This is a genomic window from Streptomyces lasiicapitis (genome assembly GCF_014646335.1).
GTDB classification, from domain to species: domain Bacteria; phylum Actinomycetota; class Actinomycetes; order Streptomycetales; family Streptomycetaceae; genus Streptomyces; species Streptomyces lasiicapitis.
Genome location: NZ_BMNG01000029.1, coordinates 55,968 through 74,085, shown reverse-complemented (window position 1 = coordinate 74,085; position 18,118 = coordinate 55,968). Strand labels below are relative to the sequence as shown.

Sequence of the window (18,118 nt, the reverse complement as noted above, 5' to 3'; positions counted from 1 at the left end):
GCCGCCCCCCGCCCCGGTGGCTGGCCCACCGCGGCCCCCGCAGGCGGCGGCCCGGCCCAGCCGCCCGCCGCACCCCCGGCCCACACCCCGCCCCCGGCGGCTCAGGCACCGCACACGCCCCAGACGCCCCCGGCCCACGCGGCACCTCCCGCCGCCGCGTACACCGGTGGCGGCCCCGACCCCCGCTCCCTCTGGCCGAACATCCTCGAAGCCGTCAAGAACCGCCGCCGCTTCACCTGGATCCTGCTCAGCCAGAACGCGCAGGTGGCCGGGTTCGACGGCACCACGCTCCAGATCGGCTTCGTGAACGCGGGCGCCCGGGACAACTTCGCCAGCAGCGGCAGCGAGGACGTACTGCGGCAGGCGCTCACCGAGCAGTTCGGGGTGCAGTGGAAGGTCGAGGCGATCGTCGACCCGTCCGGCGGCTCGGCGCCGCCGCCCGCGGCGAGCGGGTTCGGCGGTGGTGCCCCGGCGGCTCCCCGCCCCGCGCCGCAGCAGCCCGCGCCGCCGCAGCCCCCCGCGCCGTCCCCGGCGCCGCACCAGCCGGGCCCGGCCCAGTCGGCGTCCTCCGGGACGGCGTCCCCGTCCGCCGCCCCCGGCCAGAGCCGTGCGCAGTCCGCCCCGGCACCCGCGCAGGCCCCCCCGAGCAGAGCACCGGAGCGCCACGTCGCCCCCGAGGACGACATCCCGGAGGACGACGACCCGGACCTGGTCGACTCGGCCCTCTCCGGCCACGAGCTGATCGTCCGGGAGCTGGGCGCGACGGTGGTGGAGGAGTACCAGAACGAATAGGCACGACCGGGCCGCCCCGGACAGGCGCCCCGCCCGCTCGACAGGCCATCCCAACAGTTCGACGGGACGGCTGGGTCGCCCCAACTACCCCCCCACCGCACGGCAACCAGCCCCCCACGGCCGCATCTACCCCCACCCCACCTGTAGGAACGTACAGACGAGGGCGCCCCGCCCCCTCGGATGCCCGGACAAAGGCGCCCCGCCAGAGCGGGCTAGGCTGACCCCCGTGAAGGTCCTTGTCATCGGCGGCGGTGCCCGCGAACACGCCCTGTGCCGCTCCTTGTCCCTCGACCCCGCGGTCACCGCCCTGCACTGCGCTCCCGGCAACGCCGGCATCGCGGACGTGGCCGAGCTGCACCAGGTCGACGCCCTCGACGGCAAGGCGGTGGCGGCCCTCGCGGCAGAGCTCGGCGCCGGGCTCGTCATCGTCGGCCCGGAGGCACCCCTCGTCGCCGGGGTCGCCGACGCCGTGCGCGAAGCGGGCATTCCGTGCTTCGGGCCGTCCAAGGAAGCGGCCCGGCTCGAAGGCTCCAAGGCCTTCGCGAAGGACGTGATGGCGGGCGCGGGCGTGCCCACCGCGCGCAGCTACGTCTGCACCACGCCCGAAGAGGTCGACGAGGCCCTCGACGCCTTCGGCGCTCCGTACGTCGTGAAGGACGACGGCCTCGCCGCGGGCAAGGGCGTCGTCGTCACCGACGACGTCGAGCAGGCCCGCGAGCACGCCCTCGCCTGCGGACGCGTCGTCATCGAGGAGTTCCTCGACGGCCCCGAGGTCTCCCTCTTCGCCGTCACCGACGGCAGGACCGTCGTCCCGCTGCGCCCCGCCCAGGACTTCAAGCGCGCCCTCGACGGCGACGAAGGCCCCAACACCGGCGGCATGGGCGCCTATTCGCCGCTGCCGTGGGCCGACCCGAAGCTCGTCGACGAGGTCCAGGAGACGGTGCTCCAGCCGACCGTCGACGAACTGAGCCGCCGCGGCACCCCCTTCTCCGGGCTGCTGTACGCCGGACTCGCCATCACCAGCCGCGGGGTCAGGGTCATCGAGTTCAACGCCCGCTTCGGCGACCCCGAGACCCAGGTCGTCCTCGCCCGCCTGCGGACCCCGCTCGCGGGCCTCCTGCTCGCCGCGGCCAACGGCACCCTCGCCGACCTGCCGCCGCTGCGCTGGAGCGACGACGCGGCGGTCACCGTCGTCATCGCCTCGCACAACTACCCCGGCACGCCGCGCACCGGCGACCCCATCGAGGGCCTCGCCGACGTCGCGTCCCAGGACGCCCCCGACGCGTACGTCCTGCACGCGGGGACCAAGCACGACGGCGACGACAGCGGCACAGTCGTCAGCGCGGGCGGCCGCGTCCTCTCCGTGACGGCGACCGGCGCCGACCTCGCCCAGGCCCGCGAGCGCGCGTACGCCGCGGTCGCCCGCATCCGCCTCGACGGCTCCCAGCACCGCACGGACATCGCGGAGAAGGCGGCGGACGAGGCGTAGCCCCAGGCGCGCGTCATGCGTTTTCGGGAGCGGGCGTACGACGGCGTCCGCTCCCGCGCTTTCACACGCCCCCCTGTCGTACGCGGTACGTGACTACGACCGGCCGTAGACCCGCGCGGCGATACGGAGCGTGAGCACTGAGCCCGCCGTATGACGGCCGCCGACTTGCCGGACGCGCGGGCGTGGTCGGCCCGGCGGACGGCGGCCCCGTACCCCGTGCCCGCGCCCTCCGACGAGCGGGCCAGCTTTGCCCAAAGCCATTCCATCGAGTGACCGCTCGGCCATCCGGCTGACGGTGCCCGACGCCCCAACTAGGGTTCGGCGCAGGCATTGCAGGCACTCAGAGCCAAACAGCCCACCGGCATTGCGATGTCGGTGGCGGGTGCCACAGTGGGGGAGTGTGCAACGCCATCGACATACGCCGTCGGCTCCGGCCGCCGGCCGAGCTGTAGGCAGCAGGGGGTGACTTCGGTCGTGTCAGGGATGGGTGTGGAGGCGGGCGCGCAGGCCGCGCGCTCGCGGGCTCTCGCCGTGCTGCGGATCCGCAGCCGGGCGCTGGCCGTCGCCCTGCTGCCCGCGGCCGTCGCCGTCGTGCTGCTCGCCGCCGCGGCCATGGGGCACATAGGCGGCGGGAGTTGGGACGCCGTGCGCTGGAGCGTGACGGCGCTCGCGGTGCTCGTCCTGCTCGGCGCCGGAGCAGTCGCCCTCGTCGTCGCGCGGGCCAGACCCGCCATGAGCCCCACGGTCCCGATCCCGGAGGCCTCGGCCCCCGATCTGTACCGCCTGGTGCGGGACCTCGCCGACCGCCTCGAAGTCCCCGCCCCCTCGGCCATAGCGCTCACCCCGGACTGCGACAGCTGGCTGGAGGACCGCACCCACCGGGCGCACGGCACCCCGGCCGACGGCGCCGCGCCCCGCGCGGGCGCCGACGGCGGCCCGGACGCCGTGGGACCGGGAGCCGATGGCGGCCGCGCACCCCAGCGGCGCGCCCCCGCCGCCCCTGTCCTCGTCATCGGCTCGCCCTTCCTGTGGTGGATGCGGGTCGGCGAGCTGCGCGCGGTGCTCGCGCCGGTCGTCGCGGGCACGGGCCCGTCGGCGCACCCCGACATAGCGGCCGCCCGCCGTTTCGTACGCGGCCTGGACGCCGCCGTCGCCGTCGCCTCGGCACCGGGGCGCGGGCCGCTCACGGGCACCGTCCTCGGCGGCGTCGGCTGGGTGGCGCGGTTGCTGCTGCGCAGTTGCCGGGTGCACGCCGCGGAGATGGAGCGCGGTGTCGCGGCGGCCGCGGCCGAGCGCGCGCAGACCGTGGACTACGGCGTGCGGATCGTCGCCCAGGAGCAGGTCGGCCTCGCGTACGCGGGGTGGGACCGGCTCCTGACCCGGGTCGCGCTGCCCGCCTGGCGCATGGGGCGCTGGCCCTCGCGGCTCGACGCAGGCGTGGTCTCCGCCCTCACCGAGCTGTCCCGCAGGGACCGCCTCGCCGAAGGCTTCGCGTCCCGGCTCGGCGAGCGGCCCGCGTGCGACCTCCTGGAGGAGCCCGGCGTGGTGGACGAGGCGGCGTCGCTGCTCGCGGCCCGGCTGTTCCACGGCGGCCCCGCCGAGCCCGGTCCGGGTTGGGCGCCGGTGGCCTGGCAGGAGTATCCGGACGAGGTCGTGGACCGGAAATGGCGCACCGACGCCGCCCGCCTGCACCGCGTCCTCGACTCCCTCGGCGTCAGCCCGTCCGCCGACCCCACGGCCCCCGACCCCGAGGGCCCGACCCTCGGCCGGGTCATGGACCACCTGACGGACCCGGAGGCGACGGCACGCAGGATGGCGGCGGAGGCACAGGCGGCCGCGGCGGCCGAGGCACACCTGGCCGTGGGCCCGGACGCCGGTGCCGATGAGCACGCGGCCGCGGGCCCGGCCGCCGACGCCCACACGGCCACAGCACCGGAAGCAACCGTCACCGCGGCAGCAGTCCCCGAATACGAAGCAGCCGACGCCGAATACATCGGCTTCGCCGACGACGAGGGCGACGAGGCCGACGCGTCCGCAGGCCGAGGCGGCACGCTCGCCGCAGGGCTCAGCGCGGAGCTGGCCCGCGAGGAGGCCGCCGCCCCGCCCAGGCCCGCCCCGGCAGGACAGGGCCCGGACGACACGCTCTGGGACGACGGCGTGCTCCCCCTCTTCCCGCTGCAACCACCCCGCTCGGGCCGGGAGTTGCTGGCCGACCACGTCACGGCGATGGTGTGCTGCGCGGCCGTCGACACGGCGGGAGCCGCCCCCGGCCTCGACTGGCTGGACGGCCCCTCCCTCCTGATACGCGGCGAACGCGCGGCGGACCTCACCCCCCGCGTCCTCACCCTCGTCGAGGACGGCGACCCCGAACCCCTGCGCCGCTGGCTCACCACCCAAGGAATCCGCCCGGAAAAGCCGGTACGCCTGGTCTGACACGCCCTGCGTGTCCGACGCACCCACCCCCGAAGCGGATCCACGTCAATTCACGACGAACGGTGACCGCTCACATGCGTAATGTGATGTGCTGGGGTCCGGCAGCTGAGACAGGCACGCCAGCCCGGGCTCGGGGGAGCGAGGAGCAAGGGAGGGGACAACGCATGGGACCGGAGCCGATCCGCCGCTGGGAGTCGGGTGCCCTCGCCCACGCGGTGACCGACCCGTTCGGCCAGGGCCCGCTGCCCTGGCTCCGCGGCGCCGAGCACTACTTCGACGACACGGGCCACGTGGTGCCCTGGTACGTGGACCACGCCCCGGGCGCCACGGGCCCGAACGGGATCCCCGCCCCCCGCCCCGGCGGCGGCCCCCGCACCGCCGACGACGTACACCGCCAGATCAAGGGCTTCACCGGCACCGGAGCCGCCGCCCCCGGCGAGGCCATCGACTTCCACATCACCGTGGACCCGCCCCAGCAGTTCAGCGTGGACATCTACCGCATCGGGCACTACAGCGGCGACGGCGCCCGCAAGATCACCACAAGCCCCCGCCTCGAAGGCATCGTGCAGCCGCCCCCGCTCACCGCCGACCGCACGGTCTCCTGCCACCACTGGTGGCTGTCCTGGCGCCTGCAGATCCCGTCGTACTGGAACGTGGGGGCGTACGTGGCCGTGCTCACCACCACCGACGGCTTCCGCTCGCACGTCCCCTTCACGGTCCGCGACAGCCTCCACTTCACCGGCGCCGGCGACAGCGTCCGCGCCGGCACGAGCGGCCTCGGCGCCCCCTCCGCCGACCTCCTCGTCCTGCTGCCCGACATCACCTGGCAGGCGTACAACCTCTATCCCGAGGACGGCCACACCGGCGCCAGCCTCTACCACGCGTGGGACGACCACGGCCGGCTCCTCGGCGAGAGCGAGGCCGCGACCACGGTCTCCTTCGACCGGCCGTACGCGGGCGCGGGCCTCCCCCTGCACGTGGGCCATGCCTACGACTTCATCCGCTGGGCCGAGCGCTACGGCTACGACCTCGCGTACGCCGACAGCCGCGACCTGCACGCGGGCCGCATCGACCCCACCCGCTACCGCGGCCTGGTCTTCCCCGGCCACGACGAGTACTGGTCGGCGGCGATGCGCCGCACCACCGAGCTGGCCCGCGAGCACGGCACGTCGCTGGTGTTCCTCTCCGCCAACACCATGTACTGGCAGGTGGAGCTCGGCCCCTCGCCCTCCGGCGTCCCGGACCGCCTGCTCACCTGCCGAAAACGCCGCGCCCCCGGAAAGTCCGCGCTGTGGCGCGAAGCCGACGTCCCCGAGCAGCAGTTGATGGGCATCCAGTACGCGGGCCGGGTCCCGGAGCCGCACCCCCTCATCGTCCGCAACGCCGACCACTGGCTGTGGGAGGCGACCGGCGCGCACGAGAGCGACGAGATCGAGGGCCTGGTCGCGGGCGAGGCCGACCGCTACTTCCCGCGCACCGCGCTCCCGGAGCACCAGGACCGCATCCTGCTCGCCCACTCCCCGTACGAGGACAGCGAGGGCTCGGGCCGCCACCAGGAGACCTCGCTCTACCGCGCCCCGTCCGGCGCCCTCGTCTTCGCCTCCGGCACCTTCGCCTGGACCCCCGCGCTCGACCGCCCCGGCCACGTCGACGCCCGCGTCCAGCGCGCCACGGCCAACCTGCTCGACCGCATCTGCAAGCGGGACTGAGCGCGCCCGGCGGACCCACCCGAGCGCACCCGGCCAGACCCATGGCCAAAACCATCCCCCGCATACGGGAGAATCGGAGCACTTGGACAGAACCACGGGGAGGAACCGTGTCCGGATTCGTCGAAAAGCCTGAACCCCTCCAGGTTCCGGGCCTGGTGCATCTGCACACCGGCAAGGTGCGCGAGCTGTACCGGAACGAGGCGGGCGAGCTCGTCATGGTCGCCAGTGACCGCCTGTCCGCGTACGACTGGGTGCTGCCGAGCGAGATCCCCGACAAGGGGCGGGTCCTGACCCAGCTCTCGCTGTGGTGGTTCGACCAGCTCGCGGACCTCGTGCCGAACCACGTCATCTCCACGGACCTGCCGCAGGGCGCCCCCGCCGACTGGGCGGGCCGCACGCTGATCTGCAAGTCGCTGCGGATGGTCCCCGTCGAGTGCGTCGCGCGCGGCTATCTGACGGGCTCGGGCCTCGCCGAGTACAAGGAGTCCCGCACGGTCTGTGGTCTCGCCCTGCCCGAGGGCCTGGTCGACGGCTCGGAGCTGCCCGCGCCGATCTTCACCCCGGCCACGAAGGCCGCCGTCGGCGAGCACGACGAGAACGTGAGCTACGAGGAGGCCGCCCGCCAGGTCGGCGCGGACACGGCGGCCCAGCTGCGGCAGACGACCCTCGCCGTCTACAGCAGGGCACGGGACATCGCGCGCGAGCGCGGCCTGATCCTCGCGGACACGAAGTTCGAGTTCGGCTTCGCCGGCGACGAGCTCGTGCTCGCGGACGAGGTGCTCACCCCGGACTCGTCCCGCTTCTGGCCCGCGGACCTGTGGGAGCCGGGCCGCGCCCAGCCCTCCTTCGACAAGCAGTACGTACGCGACTGGCTCACCTCGCCCGCGTCCGGCTGGGACCGCGCGAGCGAGCAGCCGCCCCCGCCGCTGCCCGCCGACGTGGTGGACGCGACGCGCGCCAAGTACATCGAGGCGTATGAGCGACTCACCGGCACCGCCTGGTAGTCGGGCACACGACGAAGCCCCCGGTTCGAAGAACCGGGGGCTTCTGTATGGAGCGGACGACCAGGTTCGAACTGGCGACCTCAACCTTGGCAAGGTTGCGCTCTACCAACTGAGCTACGTCCGCAGTGCGCCGAAGCGCGAGAGCCACTATACCCAACCTCGCTCCCGCGCGAGACGCACCGCCGCATGCCGGTTCTCCGCACCGATCTTCGTGACCGCCGAGGAGAGGTAGTTGCGGACCGTTCCCTGGGACAGCGCGGCCCGCTCCGCGATCTCCGCGACGGGCGCACCGTCGGCGGCGAGTTCGAGCACCTCGGCCTCCCGGTCGGTCAGCGGGGAGTCGCCGGAGGAGATGGCGTCGGCGGCCAACTCCGGGTCCACGAAGCGGTTTCCGGCGTGCACGGTGCGGATGATCTCCGCGAGCCGCTGCGCGCTCATCGTCTTCGGGACGAACCCCCGCACACCCACCGCGAGCGCCCGCTTGAGGTGTCCCGGTCTGCCGTGACTCGTCACGATCATGACCTGGCAGTCGGGGAGTTCCTTGCGCAGGGATGTGGCCACACTCACACCGTCGAGCCCCGGCATCTGCAGATCGAGCACGGCCACATCGGGCCGGTGGGCCCGCGCCATGGCGAGCGCCTCGGGCCCGGACGCGGCCTCGGCGACGACGACCAGGTCGTCCTCCAGGGCCAGGAGCGCCGCGAGGGCGCCGCGGATCAGATGCTCGTCGTCGGCGAGCAGCACGCGTACGGTCACAGCGCCCTCGCCCCGGGGAGCGCCGACCGGGCGTCCGGCCCGGTGTCCGGTTCCGGCAGCGGCACCCGCGCGGTCAGCCGGAAGCTGCCGTCGGCGCTGTCGTGCTCCAGCGTCCCGCCCACTCCGGCGAGGCGTTCGCCGAGCCCGGCGAGCCCGGATCCGGCGGGGGCCGCGGCGACGTCCGGCACCCCGTCGTTCTCGATGGTCAATGTCGTACGTCCTTCCCCGGCCGAAAGCTCGATGGCACAGCGTCGTGCGTCGCCGTGCCGCAGCACGTTCGTCGTGCCCTCCCGCACCACCCAGGCGAGCGCCGACTGCACGGCGTCCGGAAGCCCGGCCGGTGAACCGGTGACCCGGCAGGCGATCCCGGCCGCCTCCAGGACGCCCCGGGCGCCCACGAGTTCCACCCCGAGGTCGATGTCGCGGTAGCCGCGTACGACCTCCCGGATCTCCCGCTGGGACTCCTGCGCGATCCGCTGGACCTCGATCATCTGCTCCACGGCCTCGGGCCTGCCGCGCCGCGCGAGCTGCACGGCGAGTTCGCTCTTGAGCGCGATGACGGCGAGGTTGCGCCCCATCACGTCGTGCAGGTCGCGGCCGAAGCGCAGGCGTTCCTCGGCGACGGCGAGGCGGCTCTCGGTCTCGCGGGCCCGCTCCGCCTCCCACATCACGGACAGCGTCCACGCCCCGCAGCGCGAGGTCAGCAGCGAGACCAGGCCGCCGACGGCGATGAGCATGGCCAGGGCGGCCAACATGCCGCCGCGCGTCCCCACGGCGGCGAAGGCGGCCAGCAGGACGACGAGGATGCCCGCGAGATGGCGGAAGAAGCTCCGGATCGACAGGGCGAAGCCCAGCGCCTCCGCGTACGGGGTGATCAGGAACAGCACGCCGAGGCCGAGCACGTCGCCCTTGACGCCGTCGACGTGCTGGAGCGCGAGGGCGAGGCCGAAGCCGGCGGCGGTGAGGCCGAACATGACGGCCAGGTCGCGGCGCGGGAACGGGGCACGGCCCAGGTAGTGGTCGAGGGCCCGGCGCAGCGTGCGGTTGAACTGCACGCACTGGAGCGCGGCCACCACGATCATCGACCAGCCGAGGAGCTGCGCGGTGGTCTCGTGCCGCAGGTTCAGGCCCACCGGCCCCGCGCACCAGCTGACGAGGAAGATCCACGGCACGGTGTGCCACATGACCATGCTCTGCAGCTCGACCTGTTCGATCTTCCTCAGGCCGCGCCAGCGTCGTTGCCAACCCCGGATCCTGCCCACCGCTCCCTGTCCCTCCACCCGCCCGGCAGCCCCTTGTCAGGCGCCGCTAGCGCCGCGGTTCCCAGCGGAACCACCTTCGTACAGCAAACACGCCGCCCACGATCCAGGCCACCGCGATCACGAGGGCGCGGAGCGCGTCGGTCGCGGCCATGTCGCCGGTCCAGCCGCCGCGGATCAGCTCGATCGACGGGGTCAGCGGCATCAGTCGGCAGACGGCGGCGACGTTGTCCGGCAGGACTTCGAGGGGGATGAGCGTGCCGGAGGCGAAGAACGAGACGAACACCAGCGGCAGGGCCGCGACCTGGGCACTCTCCACGCTCCGGCTGAAGCTCGCCGTGACCGCCGCGAGCACGGGCCACAGCGCGAAGGCCACGAGCAGGCCAAGGACGGCGTAGAGCGGCGCTTCGGGCGCCCCCACGTCGAGCAGCGCCATGCAGCCGACCGTCAGGAGCACGCACTGCGCGAGCCCGATGGCCACGGACGGGATCGCCGCGCCCGCGAGGATCTCCAGGTCCCGCACCTCACCGGTGCGCAGCCGCTTCAGTACGAGTTCCTCGCGCCGCGACGCGTAGACGCTGACCAGCGCCGAGTACACCGCGAAGAGCAGCGAGAAGCCGATCGAGGCCGGAAGCACGACCGTGCCGATCGAAAGTCCGGTGCCGTCCAGGTCCATCCCCGTGGCGGCCTGGCGCGCGCTGAACGGCATCATGAGCGGCACGAACATGGCCGTGAACAGCACGCCCTTGCTGCGCCCGAGCAGCGTCAGCTCGGCCCGCGCCATCGCTCGCAGACGTCCGGCGGGGGTGGTCCGGGCGGCGGACCGGGCGGCTACGCCCTTCGCCGCCGTGGTCGTCGAGCTCATGCCACCGTCTCCTTGTCCGTCGAGTGGGAGCCGTCCCCGGCGCCCGAGCCGTCCGAAACTCTGTCGGCGGCCGCCCGCGTCGCGTCCTGCGCGATCCGCAGGAACGCCTCCTCCAGCGACGCGGCCCGTACGTCGAGCCCGCGCAGCTCGACCCCGGCCCGCTCGGCCCACACGAGCAGCCCGGTCGCGGCCCGCTGGAGCTCGGTGGTGCGCAGCAGGATCCGGTCGCCCGCCATGTCGTGGCCGCTCACGCCGAGTTGGGCAAGGGGTGGCAGGTCGCCGGGCAGGTAGCCCTCGGGCAGTTCGAAGGAGATGTGGGAGGGCTGGGACGCGACGACGTCGGCGACGGTGCCGGTGGCGGCGATGCGTCCTTCGTGCAGGATCGCGAGGCGGTCGGCGAGCTGCTCGGCCTCTTCGAGGTAGTGGGTGGTGAGCAGCACCGTGGTGCCCCGCTCGCGCAGCGCGCGCACCAAGTTCCAGGTCTCGCGGCGCCCTTCGGCGTCGAGCCCGGTCGTCGGCTCGTCCAGGAACAGCACTTCGGGGTCGCCGATGAGCGCCATCGCGAGGTCGAGGCGCCGCTTCTCACCGCCGGAGAGCTGCTTCACGCGTACGCTGCCGCGCCCGGCGAGCCCGACGGCTTCGAGGGCCTCGCCGACGGGTCGCGCCCCGCTGGTGCACCCGGCCCACATCCGCGCGGTCTCGGTGACGGTCAGTTCGGAGGGGAAGCCGCCTTCCTGGAGCATCACCCCGATCCGGGGCCGCACTGCCTCCCGCTCCTGGTACGGGTCGTGCCCGAGCACCCGCACCGCGCCCCCGGCCGGTTCGGCGAGGCCTTCGAGGAGCTCGAGGGTGGACGTCTTGCCGGCGCCGTTGGTGCCGAGGAGCGCGAACAGTTCGCCGCGGCCCACGGTGAAGGAGATCCCTCTGACCGCCTCGAAACCGCCCGCGTAGCTGCGCCGCAGGCCGGTCACGTCGATCACTTGCTCAGTCATGTTCCAAGGCTCGCCCGCTGGATCGGCCACGGGCAGTGCGCGTTGTCATCGACCCGCATGACAAATGTCAGATCCACGGGAGCGGGGCGGGGCACACAACGGGGCCACCGGAAACACGACGAAGGCCCGGTGTCTGGGACACCGGGCCTTCGTATGTGGAGCGAACGACGAGGTTCGAACTCGCGACCTCAACCTTGGCAAGGTTGCGCTCTACCAACTGAGCTACGTTCGCATTGCCTCCGACCAGCTCTCACTGATCGGTGCGGGCACCAGCTTACCCCACCCGAATGGGTGGTCGGTGAGCGGTGCGGAGCGGGTGACAGGAATTGCACACTGCGCCTTCCCCCTGGAAGGGGGATGTTCTACTACTGAACTACACCCGCACGACTCCTCGGGGTTTCGACCTTTCGGCCTCGCCCCTCGGCGTGCTCCAGACTCTAGCTGACCAGCGGGGGTGCTGCGCAAGTCGGCTGCACAGCACCCCCGTACAGAGATCGTCCGGGGATCGCCGGCACCGCCGTGCCGGGATCGCGGGGCGGATCAGTTCGCGGCCTCGAACGCCTCGTACACCTTCTTCGGGATGCGGCCGCGGGGCGGGACGTCGAGCTGGTTCGACCGGGCCCAGGCGCGGACGGCGGCCGGGTCCGGGGTCACCGCGGTGTGCCGGAAGACCTTGCCCGACTTCGACTGCTTGCGGGCCGCCGCCAGGTACGGGGTCAGCACCTTGCGGAGTTTCTCGGCATTGGTTTGGTTGAGATCGATCTCGTACGACTTCCCGTCAAGACCGAAGGCGACCGTTTCCGCCGCTTCTGAGCCGTCGATGTCGTCATAGAGAGTGACCACGACACGCTGCGCCACGAATATCGGTCCTTTCGTGCGACGCCACCGCATTGACGTGCAATGACGTGCGGTGATGCCGACTGTCCGGCAGTTATGGGACAAAGTATCGGCTATTGCCAATTCCTTTGTACAGTGCCTGGCATTGAATGGTGAAGCCGACGAAAACTGACCGCGTGTTCCGGTGCCGTGTCCGGGAGAATACGGGCAGGTCGGCCACTTCTCCAGCAGGGTGGGTGCGCCGGGGTGGCGGGCGCAATGGCGAACTGTGATCTTTTCCAGGATTTTTCGCGGACGTGTCCTGTTCGACGCCGGGCCGACCCCTGTGAAGTGACTGCGGTCACGTATGTTGCTACGAATCTACGCGGGTAGAAATTTTGTACGGGTAGTCTGAAGGAACTTGCTCGGCAACTTGATCGTCCAGCCGAGCCGTACCCCGTAAGCAGCACACGCAAGCACCACACACCGGGAGTGCCAGTGGCACGCGTCGTAGTCGACGTCATGCTCAAGCCGGAGATCCTCGACCCCCAGGGACAGGCGGTGCAGCGTGCACTGCCGCGCCTCGGTTTCCAGGGCATCTCCGACGTACGTCAGGGAAAGCGCTTCGAACTCGAGGTCGACGGGCCGGTCGACGAGGCCGCGCTCGCCCGTATCCACGAGATGGCGGAAACCTTCCTCGCCAACACCGTGATCGAGGACTTCGTCGTAAAGGTCGAAGGGGCCGAAGAGCCCGCGGCGTCCGTGGCGGAGGCGAAGTGACTGCTCGAATCGGAGTCGTCACTTTTCCGGGAACGCTCGACGACCGCGACACCCAGCGCGCCGTCCGCGTCGCCGGTGCCGAGGCCGTGCCGCTGTGGCACCGCGACAAGGACCTGAAGCAGGTCGACGCCGTGGTCCTTCCGGGCGGTTTCTCGTACGGCGACTATCTGCGCGCGGGCGCCATCTCCCGCTTTTCGCCCGTCATGGAGTCGGTCATCGAGCAGGCGAAGGCCGGAATGCCGGTCCTCGGGATCTGCAACGGCTTCCAGGTCCTGACCGAGACGCACCTGCTGCCCGGCGCGATGCTGCGGAACAACCACCTGCACTTCATCTGCCGTGACCAGAAGCTGCGCGTGGAGACCAACTCGACTGCCTGGACGGCCGATTACGAGACCGGCCAGGAGATCTCGATCCCGCTGAAGAACATCGACGGGCGGTACGTCGCCGACGAGCGCACCCTCGACATGCTGGAGGCCGAGGGCCGCGTCGCCTTCCGCTACCTGGACGTGAACCCGAACGGCTCGCTGCGCGACATCGCGGGCATCACGAACGAGGCCGGCAACGTCGTCGGCCTCATGCCGCACCCCGAGCACGCGGTCGAGCCGCTGATCGGGACCGGCCGCACGGACGGCCTGGGATTCTTCACCTCGATCCTGAAGAAGCTGGTGGACGCCCGATGACCCTCGACACCGTCAAGCACGCGACGGAGACCCCCGAGGCCGCGCAGCCCTGGAAGGAGCTCGGCCTCAAGGAGGACGAGTACACCCGGATCAGGGAGATCCTCGGCCGCCGCCCGACCGGCGCCGAGCTCGCCATGTACTCGGTCATGTGGTCCGAGCACTGCTCGTACAAGAGCAGCAAGGTGCACCTGAAGCAGTTCGGCGAGAAGATCCCCGAGAACGACGCGATGCTCGTCGGGATCGGCGAGAACGCGGGCGTCGTCGACGTCGGCCAGGGCTACGCGGTCACCTTCAAGGTCGAGTCGCACAACCACCCGTCGTACATCGAGCCCTACCAGGGCGCGGCCACCGGCGTCGGCGGCATCGTGCGCGACATCCTCGCGATGGGCGCGCGCCCGGTCGCCGTCGTGGACCCGCTGCGCTTCGGCGCCGCCGACCACCCCGACACCAAGCGCGTCCTGCCGGGCGTCGTCGCGGGCATCGGCGGCTACGGCAACTGCCTGGGGCTGCCCAACATCGGCGGCGAGGTCGTCTTCGACTCCTGCTACCAGGGCAACCCGCTGGTCAACGCGGGCTGCATCGGCGTCATGAAGCACGAGGACATCCACCTCGCGAAGGCGTCCGGCACCGGCAACAAGGTCATCCTGTACGGCGCCCGCACGGGCGGCGACGGCATCGGCGGCGTCTCCGTGCTGGCGAGTGAGACCTTCGAGTCGACGGGCCCGGCCAAGCGTCCCGCCGTCCAGGTCGGCGACCCCTTCCAGGAGAAGCTCCTCATCGAGTGCACCCTGGAGATCTTCGGCGAGAAGCTGGTCGCGGGCATCCAGGACCTCGGCGGCGCCGGCCTGTCCTGCGCCACCAGCGAGCTGGCGTCGGCCGGTTCGGGCGGCATGCGCGTGGAACTGGACACGGTTCCGCTGCGCGACGCGACGCTCTCGCCCGAGGAAATCCTCATGAGCGAGTCGCAGGAGCGCATGTGCGCGGTCGTCGAGCCCGGCAAGGTCGACCGCTTCATGGAGATCTGCGAGAAGTGGGACGTCATCGCGACCGTCATCGGTGAGGTGACCGAGGGCGAGCGCCTGGAGATCTTCTGGCACGGCGAGCAGATCGTCGACGTACCGCCGCGCACGGTCGCGCACGAGGGCCCGGTCTACCACCGGCCGTTCGCGCGCCCGTCCTGGCAGGACGTGCTCCAGGCCGACGACGCCAACAAGCTGGCGCGGCCCGCGAATTCGGCCGAGCTGAAGGAGCAGATCCTCAAGCTGGTCGCGTCGCCGAACCAGGCCTCCAAGGCGTGGATCACCGACCAGTACGACCGTTTCGTGCAGGGCAACACGATCCTCGCGCAGCCCGAGGACGCGGGCATGGTCCGCGTCGACGAGGAGTCGAACCTGGGCGTCGCGATGGCGACGGACGGCAACGGCCGGTACGCGAAGCTCGACCCGTACGCGGGCGCCCAGCTCGCGCTCGCCGAGTCGTACCGCAACGTCGCGGCCTCAGGCGCCAAGCCGCTCGCCATCTCCAACTGCCTGAACTTCGGCTCCCCCGAGGACCCGGACGTGATGTGGCAGTTCGCGGAGGCCACGCGCGGCCTCGCCGACGGCTGCCTGCAGCTCGGCACCCCGGTGACCGGCGGCAACGTCTCGCTGTACAACCAGACCGGCGAGACGGCGATCCACCCGACGCCCGTCGTGGCCGTGCTCGGCGTCATCGACGACGTCACGCGCCGCACGCCGATCGCCTTCAAGGAAGAGGGCCAGCTCCTCTACCTGCTCGGCGACACCCACGAGGAGTTCGGCGGCTCGGCCTGGTCGCAGGTCGTGCACGACCACCTCGGCGGGCTTCCGCCCAAGGTCGACCTGGAGCGGGAGCGGCTGCTCGGCGAGATCCTGATCTCCGCCTCGCGCGACGGCATGATCGACGCCGCGCACGACCTGTCCGACGGCGGCCTGATCCAGGCGGTCGTGGAGTCCTGCCTGCGCGGCGGCGCCGGCGCCCGCCTGGTGGTGCCGGACGGCCTTGACGCGTTCACGTTCCTGCTCAGCGAGTCCGCGGGGCGTGCCGTGGTGTCCGTGCCGCGCAGCGAGGAGCTCCGCTTCACCGACATGTGCGGGGCGCGGGGCCTGCCGGCCACGCGGATCGGCGTCGTGGACGGCGGCGCTGTCGAGGTGCAGGGCGAGTTCGCTCTGTCGCTTGACGAGCTGCGGGCGGCGCACGCGGAGACGATTCCGGGGTTGTTCGCCTGACGCCGCGACAACGAGAGCTGCGGGAGCCCCCGTTCGGACATGGTCCGGGCGGGGGCTCTGGCGTTTGCGACCCGGACTTGTCTGGAGTTACGTAATTACGTAATCTACGATCATGGAGCTGGAAGAGCGCGTCGCCGAGCTGGAGCGGCGCATGGCGGCCCTGGAGGGCGCGGCGGGCGCGGCAGGTGCGGCGAGTGCGGACCGCGACCGTGACGAGGCCGCGCCCGTCGTCGGCGAGAGCGACTTCTGGGCCCTGGAGGGCCTGAAGGCGCAGCTCGCCCAGTACAAGGCGGCCGACGGCGGGGTGCTCTACACCGGCGCGGTGCGGCTGCCGACGGGGGAGCGGTACGACTGGCAGACCGGCCAGTTCACCGAGGCGCTCCTCGACGGCGACTGGTCCGAGGCCGCCGAGTCCTTCGCCGCGCTCGGCCACCCCGTGCGGCTGCGGCTGCTGCGGGAGATCCTCGGCGGCCGCCGCACCGCTGCGGACCTGACCGCGCTCGACGGGGTCGGCACGACCGGCCAGATCTACCACCACCTGCGCCAACTGACCGGCGCCGGCTGGCTGCACAGCGCGGCCCGCGGGCGCTACGCGGTGCCCGCGGACCGGGTGGTGCCGCTCCTGGTGGTGCTCACCGCCGCACGCCCCATGACCTGACCGTTTTCCGTACGAGGGGGACTCGTGTCCGTACGTCAACGCAAGCTCGTCGCGCTGGTCAAGCGCCTGCTCTGGCTGATCTTCTTCGTCCAGGCGATCGCCGGGGCCTTCGTGGACATGCCGTACAACTATTGGCTGGGCTGGCTGCCCGGGCTCGGCGCCATAGCCATCAGCCTCGTGACCGCCCGCTCGGTCCGGCAGCAGATCGCGACGGACCCGCCCGCGCCCGTCGAGGTCGAGCCCCCGGTCACCGGCCGCTGGTCCGCCCTCAACAGCCCCGCCGACAAGGTGCCGAGCCACGGCACGCACAGCCTCGGCCAGACCTACGCCATCGACATCACGGCCGAGCCCGACGATCCGGCCCGCGCCCGCCCCGGCTTCGCCTGGCTCTGGCCGATCGCCCGCCGCAACCGGGCCTTCCCCGCCTTCGGGGCGCCGCTGCACGCGGTCGCCGACGCCACCGTCGTGCACGCCGAGGACGACCAGCGCGACCACCTCAGCCGCAACTCCCTGCTCGCCCTGGTGTACTTCATGCTGATCGAGGGCGTCGGCCGGATCCTCGGCGGCACCCGCCGCATCGTCGGCAACCACGTCGTCCTCGACCTCGGCGAGGGGACGTACGCCATGTACGCGCACGTCCAGCGGGGCTCGCTCGCGGTCCGCGCCGGGGACAAGGTCGTCGCCGGGCAGCGTCTTGGCAACTGCGGGAACTCCGGCAACTCCACCGAGCCGCATGTGCACTTCCAGCTGATGGACGGCCCGGACCTGAACACGGCCAAGGGCGTGCCCTTCCGCTGGCGCGGCATCGGGGTGCCCGCGAACCGGGAGGTGTTCACGGCGGAACAGGCACCGGAACAGGCACCGGAACAGGCACTTGCCAAGAATTTGATCCAGAACTAAATTTAGCCTGAGTGTAAAATTCATCCTGGTATAGTCCGGCCATGGCAGCACGAGAAGCCGCACCGGCGGGCGAGCCCACAGCCCCTGAGCAGGGCAGTCGCGCGCCCGGCCTGCGGGAGCGCAAGAAGCGGCAGACCGCGACGCGGATCTGGCAGGCCGCGGTGGAGCTGTTCGTCGAGCGCGGCTTCGACAAGGTGTCCGTGGCGGAGATCGCGGCCGCCGCGGACGTCTCCAAGATGACCGTCTTCAACTACTTCGGTACGAAGGAGGACGTGCTCCTCGGCCCCATGGAGGAGCACGTCGCGGACGCCGCCGACGCCGTGCGCGACCGCGCCCCCGGCGAGTCCGCCGCCGAGGCGCTGCGCCGGCAGCTGCTCGACCTGATCGAGGCGCGGGACGCGTCCGTCGGCCTGAGCGACAGCCCCCGCACGATCCAGGTCCTGCGCCTGATCACGGAGACGCCGGTGCTGCTGCACCGCGCGCACTCCTTTCATCTGCGCCGCCAGCAGTCCCTCGCCGCCGTCCTCGCCGCGGAGACCGGCGACGCCGTCCTCGCGGAGGTCGCCGCGGCCCAACTGATCGGCGTACGCAACGCCGTGTTCGCCGAAGTGCACCGCCGCCGCGCCGCCGGCGACCCCCTGGACCATGTCGCCGCCGACGCCGCACGCCTTGCCCGGGACGCCTTCGACCTGGTGGAAAAAGGACTCAGCGGATACGCGGTCAAGGCCTAGGCTCCCCC

Annotated in this window: 15 protein-coding genes, 3 tRNA genes and 1 pseudogene; 11 read left to right on the top strand and 8 right to left on the bottom strand. The window is 72.1% G+C overall.

What is annotated here, in order from left to right; translation table 11 throughout:
* From IEY91_RS40485 to IEY91_RS40465, 5 genes and pseudogenes are all read left to right on the top strand, one after another.
* Positions 1 to 792, top strand: a pseudogene (locus tag IEY91_RS40485) (DNA polymerase III subunit gamma and tau); the annotation flags it as partial.
* A 226-nt stretch (positions 793 to 1,018) separates the two neighbouring features.
* Entirely contained in the window at positions 1,019 to 2,281 is a 1,263-nt protein-coding gene (gene purD / locus IEY91_RS40480; protein ID WP_189177772.1) for a phosphoribosylamine--glycine ligase, read from the top strand.
* A gap of 483 nt (positions 2,282 to 2,764) precedes the next feature.
* On the top strand, positions 2,765 to 4,714 hold the full coding sequence (locus tag IEY91_RS40475; protein ID WP_189177778.1) for a hypothetical protein: 1,950 nt from the start codon (positions 2,765 to 2,767) through the stop codon (positions 4,712 to 4,714).
* Positions 4,715 to 4,878: 164 nt separating this feature from the next.
* Positions 4,879 to 6,423 (top strand): N,N-dimethylformamidase beta subunit family domain-containing protein, encoded by a 1,545-nt coding sequence (locus IEY91_RS40470; RefSeq protein WP_189177771.1) that lies wholly within the window; start codon positions 4,879 to 4,881, stop codon positions 6,421 to 6,423.
* A 107-nt stretch (positions 6,424 to 6,530) separates the two neighbouring features.
* Entirely contained in the window at positions 6,531 to 7,427 is an 897-nt protein-coding gene (locus IEY91_RS40465) for a phosphoribosylaminoimidazolesuccinocarboxamide synthase (protein ID WP_189177770.1), read from the top strand.
* 48 nt (positions 7,428 to 7,475) lie between these two features.
* Here the strand turns inward: IEY91_RS40465 and IEY91_RS40460 are convergent.
* The 8 genes from IEY91_RS40460 to IEY91_RS40425 form a co-directional block, all read right to left on the bottom strand.
* A tRNA-Gly gene (locus IEY91_RS40460) sits at positions 7,476 to 7,551 on the bottom strand.
* Between the two features lie 23 nt (positions 7,552 to 7,574).
* Positions 7,575 to 8,183 (bottom strand): response regulator transcription factor, encoded by a 609-nt coding sequence (locus tag IEY91_RS40455; RefSeq protein WP_164323271.1) that lies wholly within the window; start codon positions 8,181 to 8,183, stop codon positions 7,575 to 7,577.
* Positions 8,180 to 9,445, bottom strand: a complete 1,266-nt coding sequence (locus tag IEY91_RS40450) for a sensor histidine kinase (RefSeq protein WP_229697737.1) — start codon at positions 9,443 to 9,445, stop codon at positions 8,180 to 8,182. The genes IEY91_RS40455 and IEY91_RS40450 overlap by 4 nt, the downstream gene beginning before the upstream one ends.
* Positions 9,446 to 9,491: 46 nt before the next feature.
* Positions 9,492 to 10,307 (bottom strand): ABC transporter permease, encoded by an 816-nt coding sequence (locus tag IEY91_RS40445; RefSeq protein ID WP_189177769.1) that lies wholly within the window; start codon positions 10,305 to 10,307, stop codon positions 9,492 to 9,494.
* On the bottom strand, positions 10,304 to 11,299 hold the full coding sequence (locus IEY91_RS40440) for an ABC transporter ATP-binding protein (RefSeq protein WP_189177768.1): 996 nt from the start codon (positions 11,297 to 11,299) through the stop codon (positions 10,304 to 10,306). Before IEY91_RS40440 ends, IEY91_RS40445 begins: the two co-directional genes overlap by 4 nt.
* A gap of 156 nt (positions 11,300 to 11,455) precedes the next feature.
* Positions 11,456 to 11,531 (bottom strand) — tRNA-Gly (locus tag IEY91_RS40435).
* Positions 11,532 to 11,610: 79 nt separating this feature from the next.
* A tRNA-Gly gene (locus tag IEY91_RS40430) sits at positions 11,611 to 11,682 on the bottom strand.
* Between the two features lie 157 nt (positions 11,683 to 11,839).
* Positions 11,840 to 12,157: a histone-like nucleoid-structuring protein Lsr2 gene (locus tag IEY91_RS40425; protein WP_164323279.1), complete on the bottom strand. Its 318-nt coding sequence runs from the start codon at positions 12,155 to 12,157 to the stop codon at positions 11,840 to 11,842.
* 456 nt (positions 12,158 to 12,613) lie between these two features.
* On the opposite strand from IEY91_RS40425, the gene purS reads away from it, so the two are divergent.
* The 6 genes from purS (at position 12,614) to IEY91_RS40395 (ending at position 18,110) form a co-directional block, all read left to right on the top strand.
* Positions 12,614 to 12,895, top strand: coding sequence for a phosphoribosylformylglycinamidine synthase subunit PurS (gene purS, locus IEY91_RS40420; RefSeq protein WP_189177767.1), 282 nt, complete (start codon positions 12,614 to 12,616; stop codon positions 12,893 to 12,895).
* A complete protein-coding gene (gene purQ, locus IEY91_RS40415) occupies positions 12,892 to 13,575 on the top strand; it encodes a phosphoribosylformylglycinamidine synthase subunit PurQ (RefSeq protein ID WP_189177766.1) in 684 nt (227 codons plus the stop codon). The genes purS and purQ overlap by 4 nt, the downstream gene beginning before the upstream one ends.
* Positions 13,572 to 15,821 carry a phosphoribosylformylglycinamidine synthase subunit PurL gene (gene purL / locus IEY91_RS40410; RefSeq protein ID WP_189177765.1) on the top strand — a complete coding sequence of 750 codons (2,250 nt, stop codon included), beginning with the start codon at positions 13,572 to 13,574 and terminating at the stop codon, positions 15,819 to 15,821. The genes purQ and purL overlap by 4 nt, the downstream gene beginning before the upstream one ends.
* A 112-nt stretch (positions 15,822 to 15,933) precedes the next feature.
* Positions 15,934 to 16,479 (top strand): ArsR/SmtB family transcription factor, encoded by a 546-nt coding sequence (locus IEY91_RS40405; protein WP_189177764.1) that lies wholly within the window; start codon positions 15,934 to 15,936, stop codon positions 16,477 to 16,479.
* Positions 16,480 to 16,503: 24 nt separating this feature from the next.
* On the top strand, positions 16,504 to 17,379 hold the full coding sequence (locus IEY91_RS40400; protein ID WP_229697730.1) for a M23 family metallopeptidase: 876 nt from the start codon (positions 16,504 to 16,506) through the stop codon (positions 17,377 to 17,379).
* Between the two features lie 41 nt (positions 17,380 to 17,420).
* On the top strand, positions 17,421 to 18,110 hold the full coding sequence (locus IEY91_RS40395) for a TetR/AcrR family transcriptional regulator (protein WP_189177763.1): 690 nt from the start codon (positions 17,421 to 17,423) through the stop codon (positions 18,108 to 18,110).
* Positions 18,111 to 18,118 lie beyond the last annotated feature (8 nt).

Coding starts and splice junctions, on each gene's coding strand:
- purL (WP_189177765.1), top strand. CDS start 13,572: ATGACCCTCGACACCGTCAAGCACGCGACGGAGACCCCCGAGGCCGCG.
- IEY91_RS40405 (WP_189177764.1), top strand. CDS start 15,934: ATGGAGCTGGAAGAGCGCGTCGCCGAGCTGGAGCGGCGCATGGCGGCC.
- IEY91_RS40440 (WP_189177768.1), bottom strand. CDS start 11,299: ATGACTGAGCAAGTGATCGACGTGACCGGCCTGCGGCGCAGCTACGCG.
- IEY91_RS40475 (WP_189177778.1), top strand. CDS start 2,765: ATGGGTGTGGAGGCGGGCGCGCAGGCCGCGCGCTCGCGGGCTCTCGCC.
- IEY91_RS40470 (WP_189177771.1), top strand. CDS start 4,879: ATGGGACCGGAGCCGATCCGCCGCTGGGAGTCGGGTGCCCTCGCCCAC.
- IEY91_RS40445 (WP_189177769.1), bottom strand. CDS start 10,307: ATGAGCTCGACGACCACGGCGGCGAAGGGCGTAGCCGCCCGGTCCGCC.
- IEY91_RS40395 (WP_189177763.1), top strand. CDS start 17,421: ATGGCAGCACGAGAAGCCGCACCGGCGGGCGAGCCCACAGCCCCTGAG.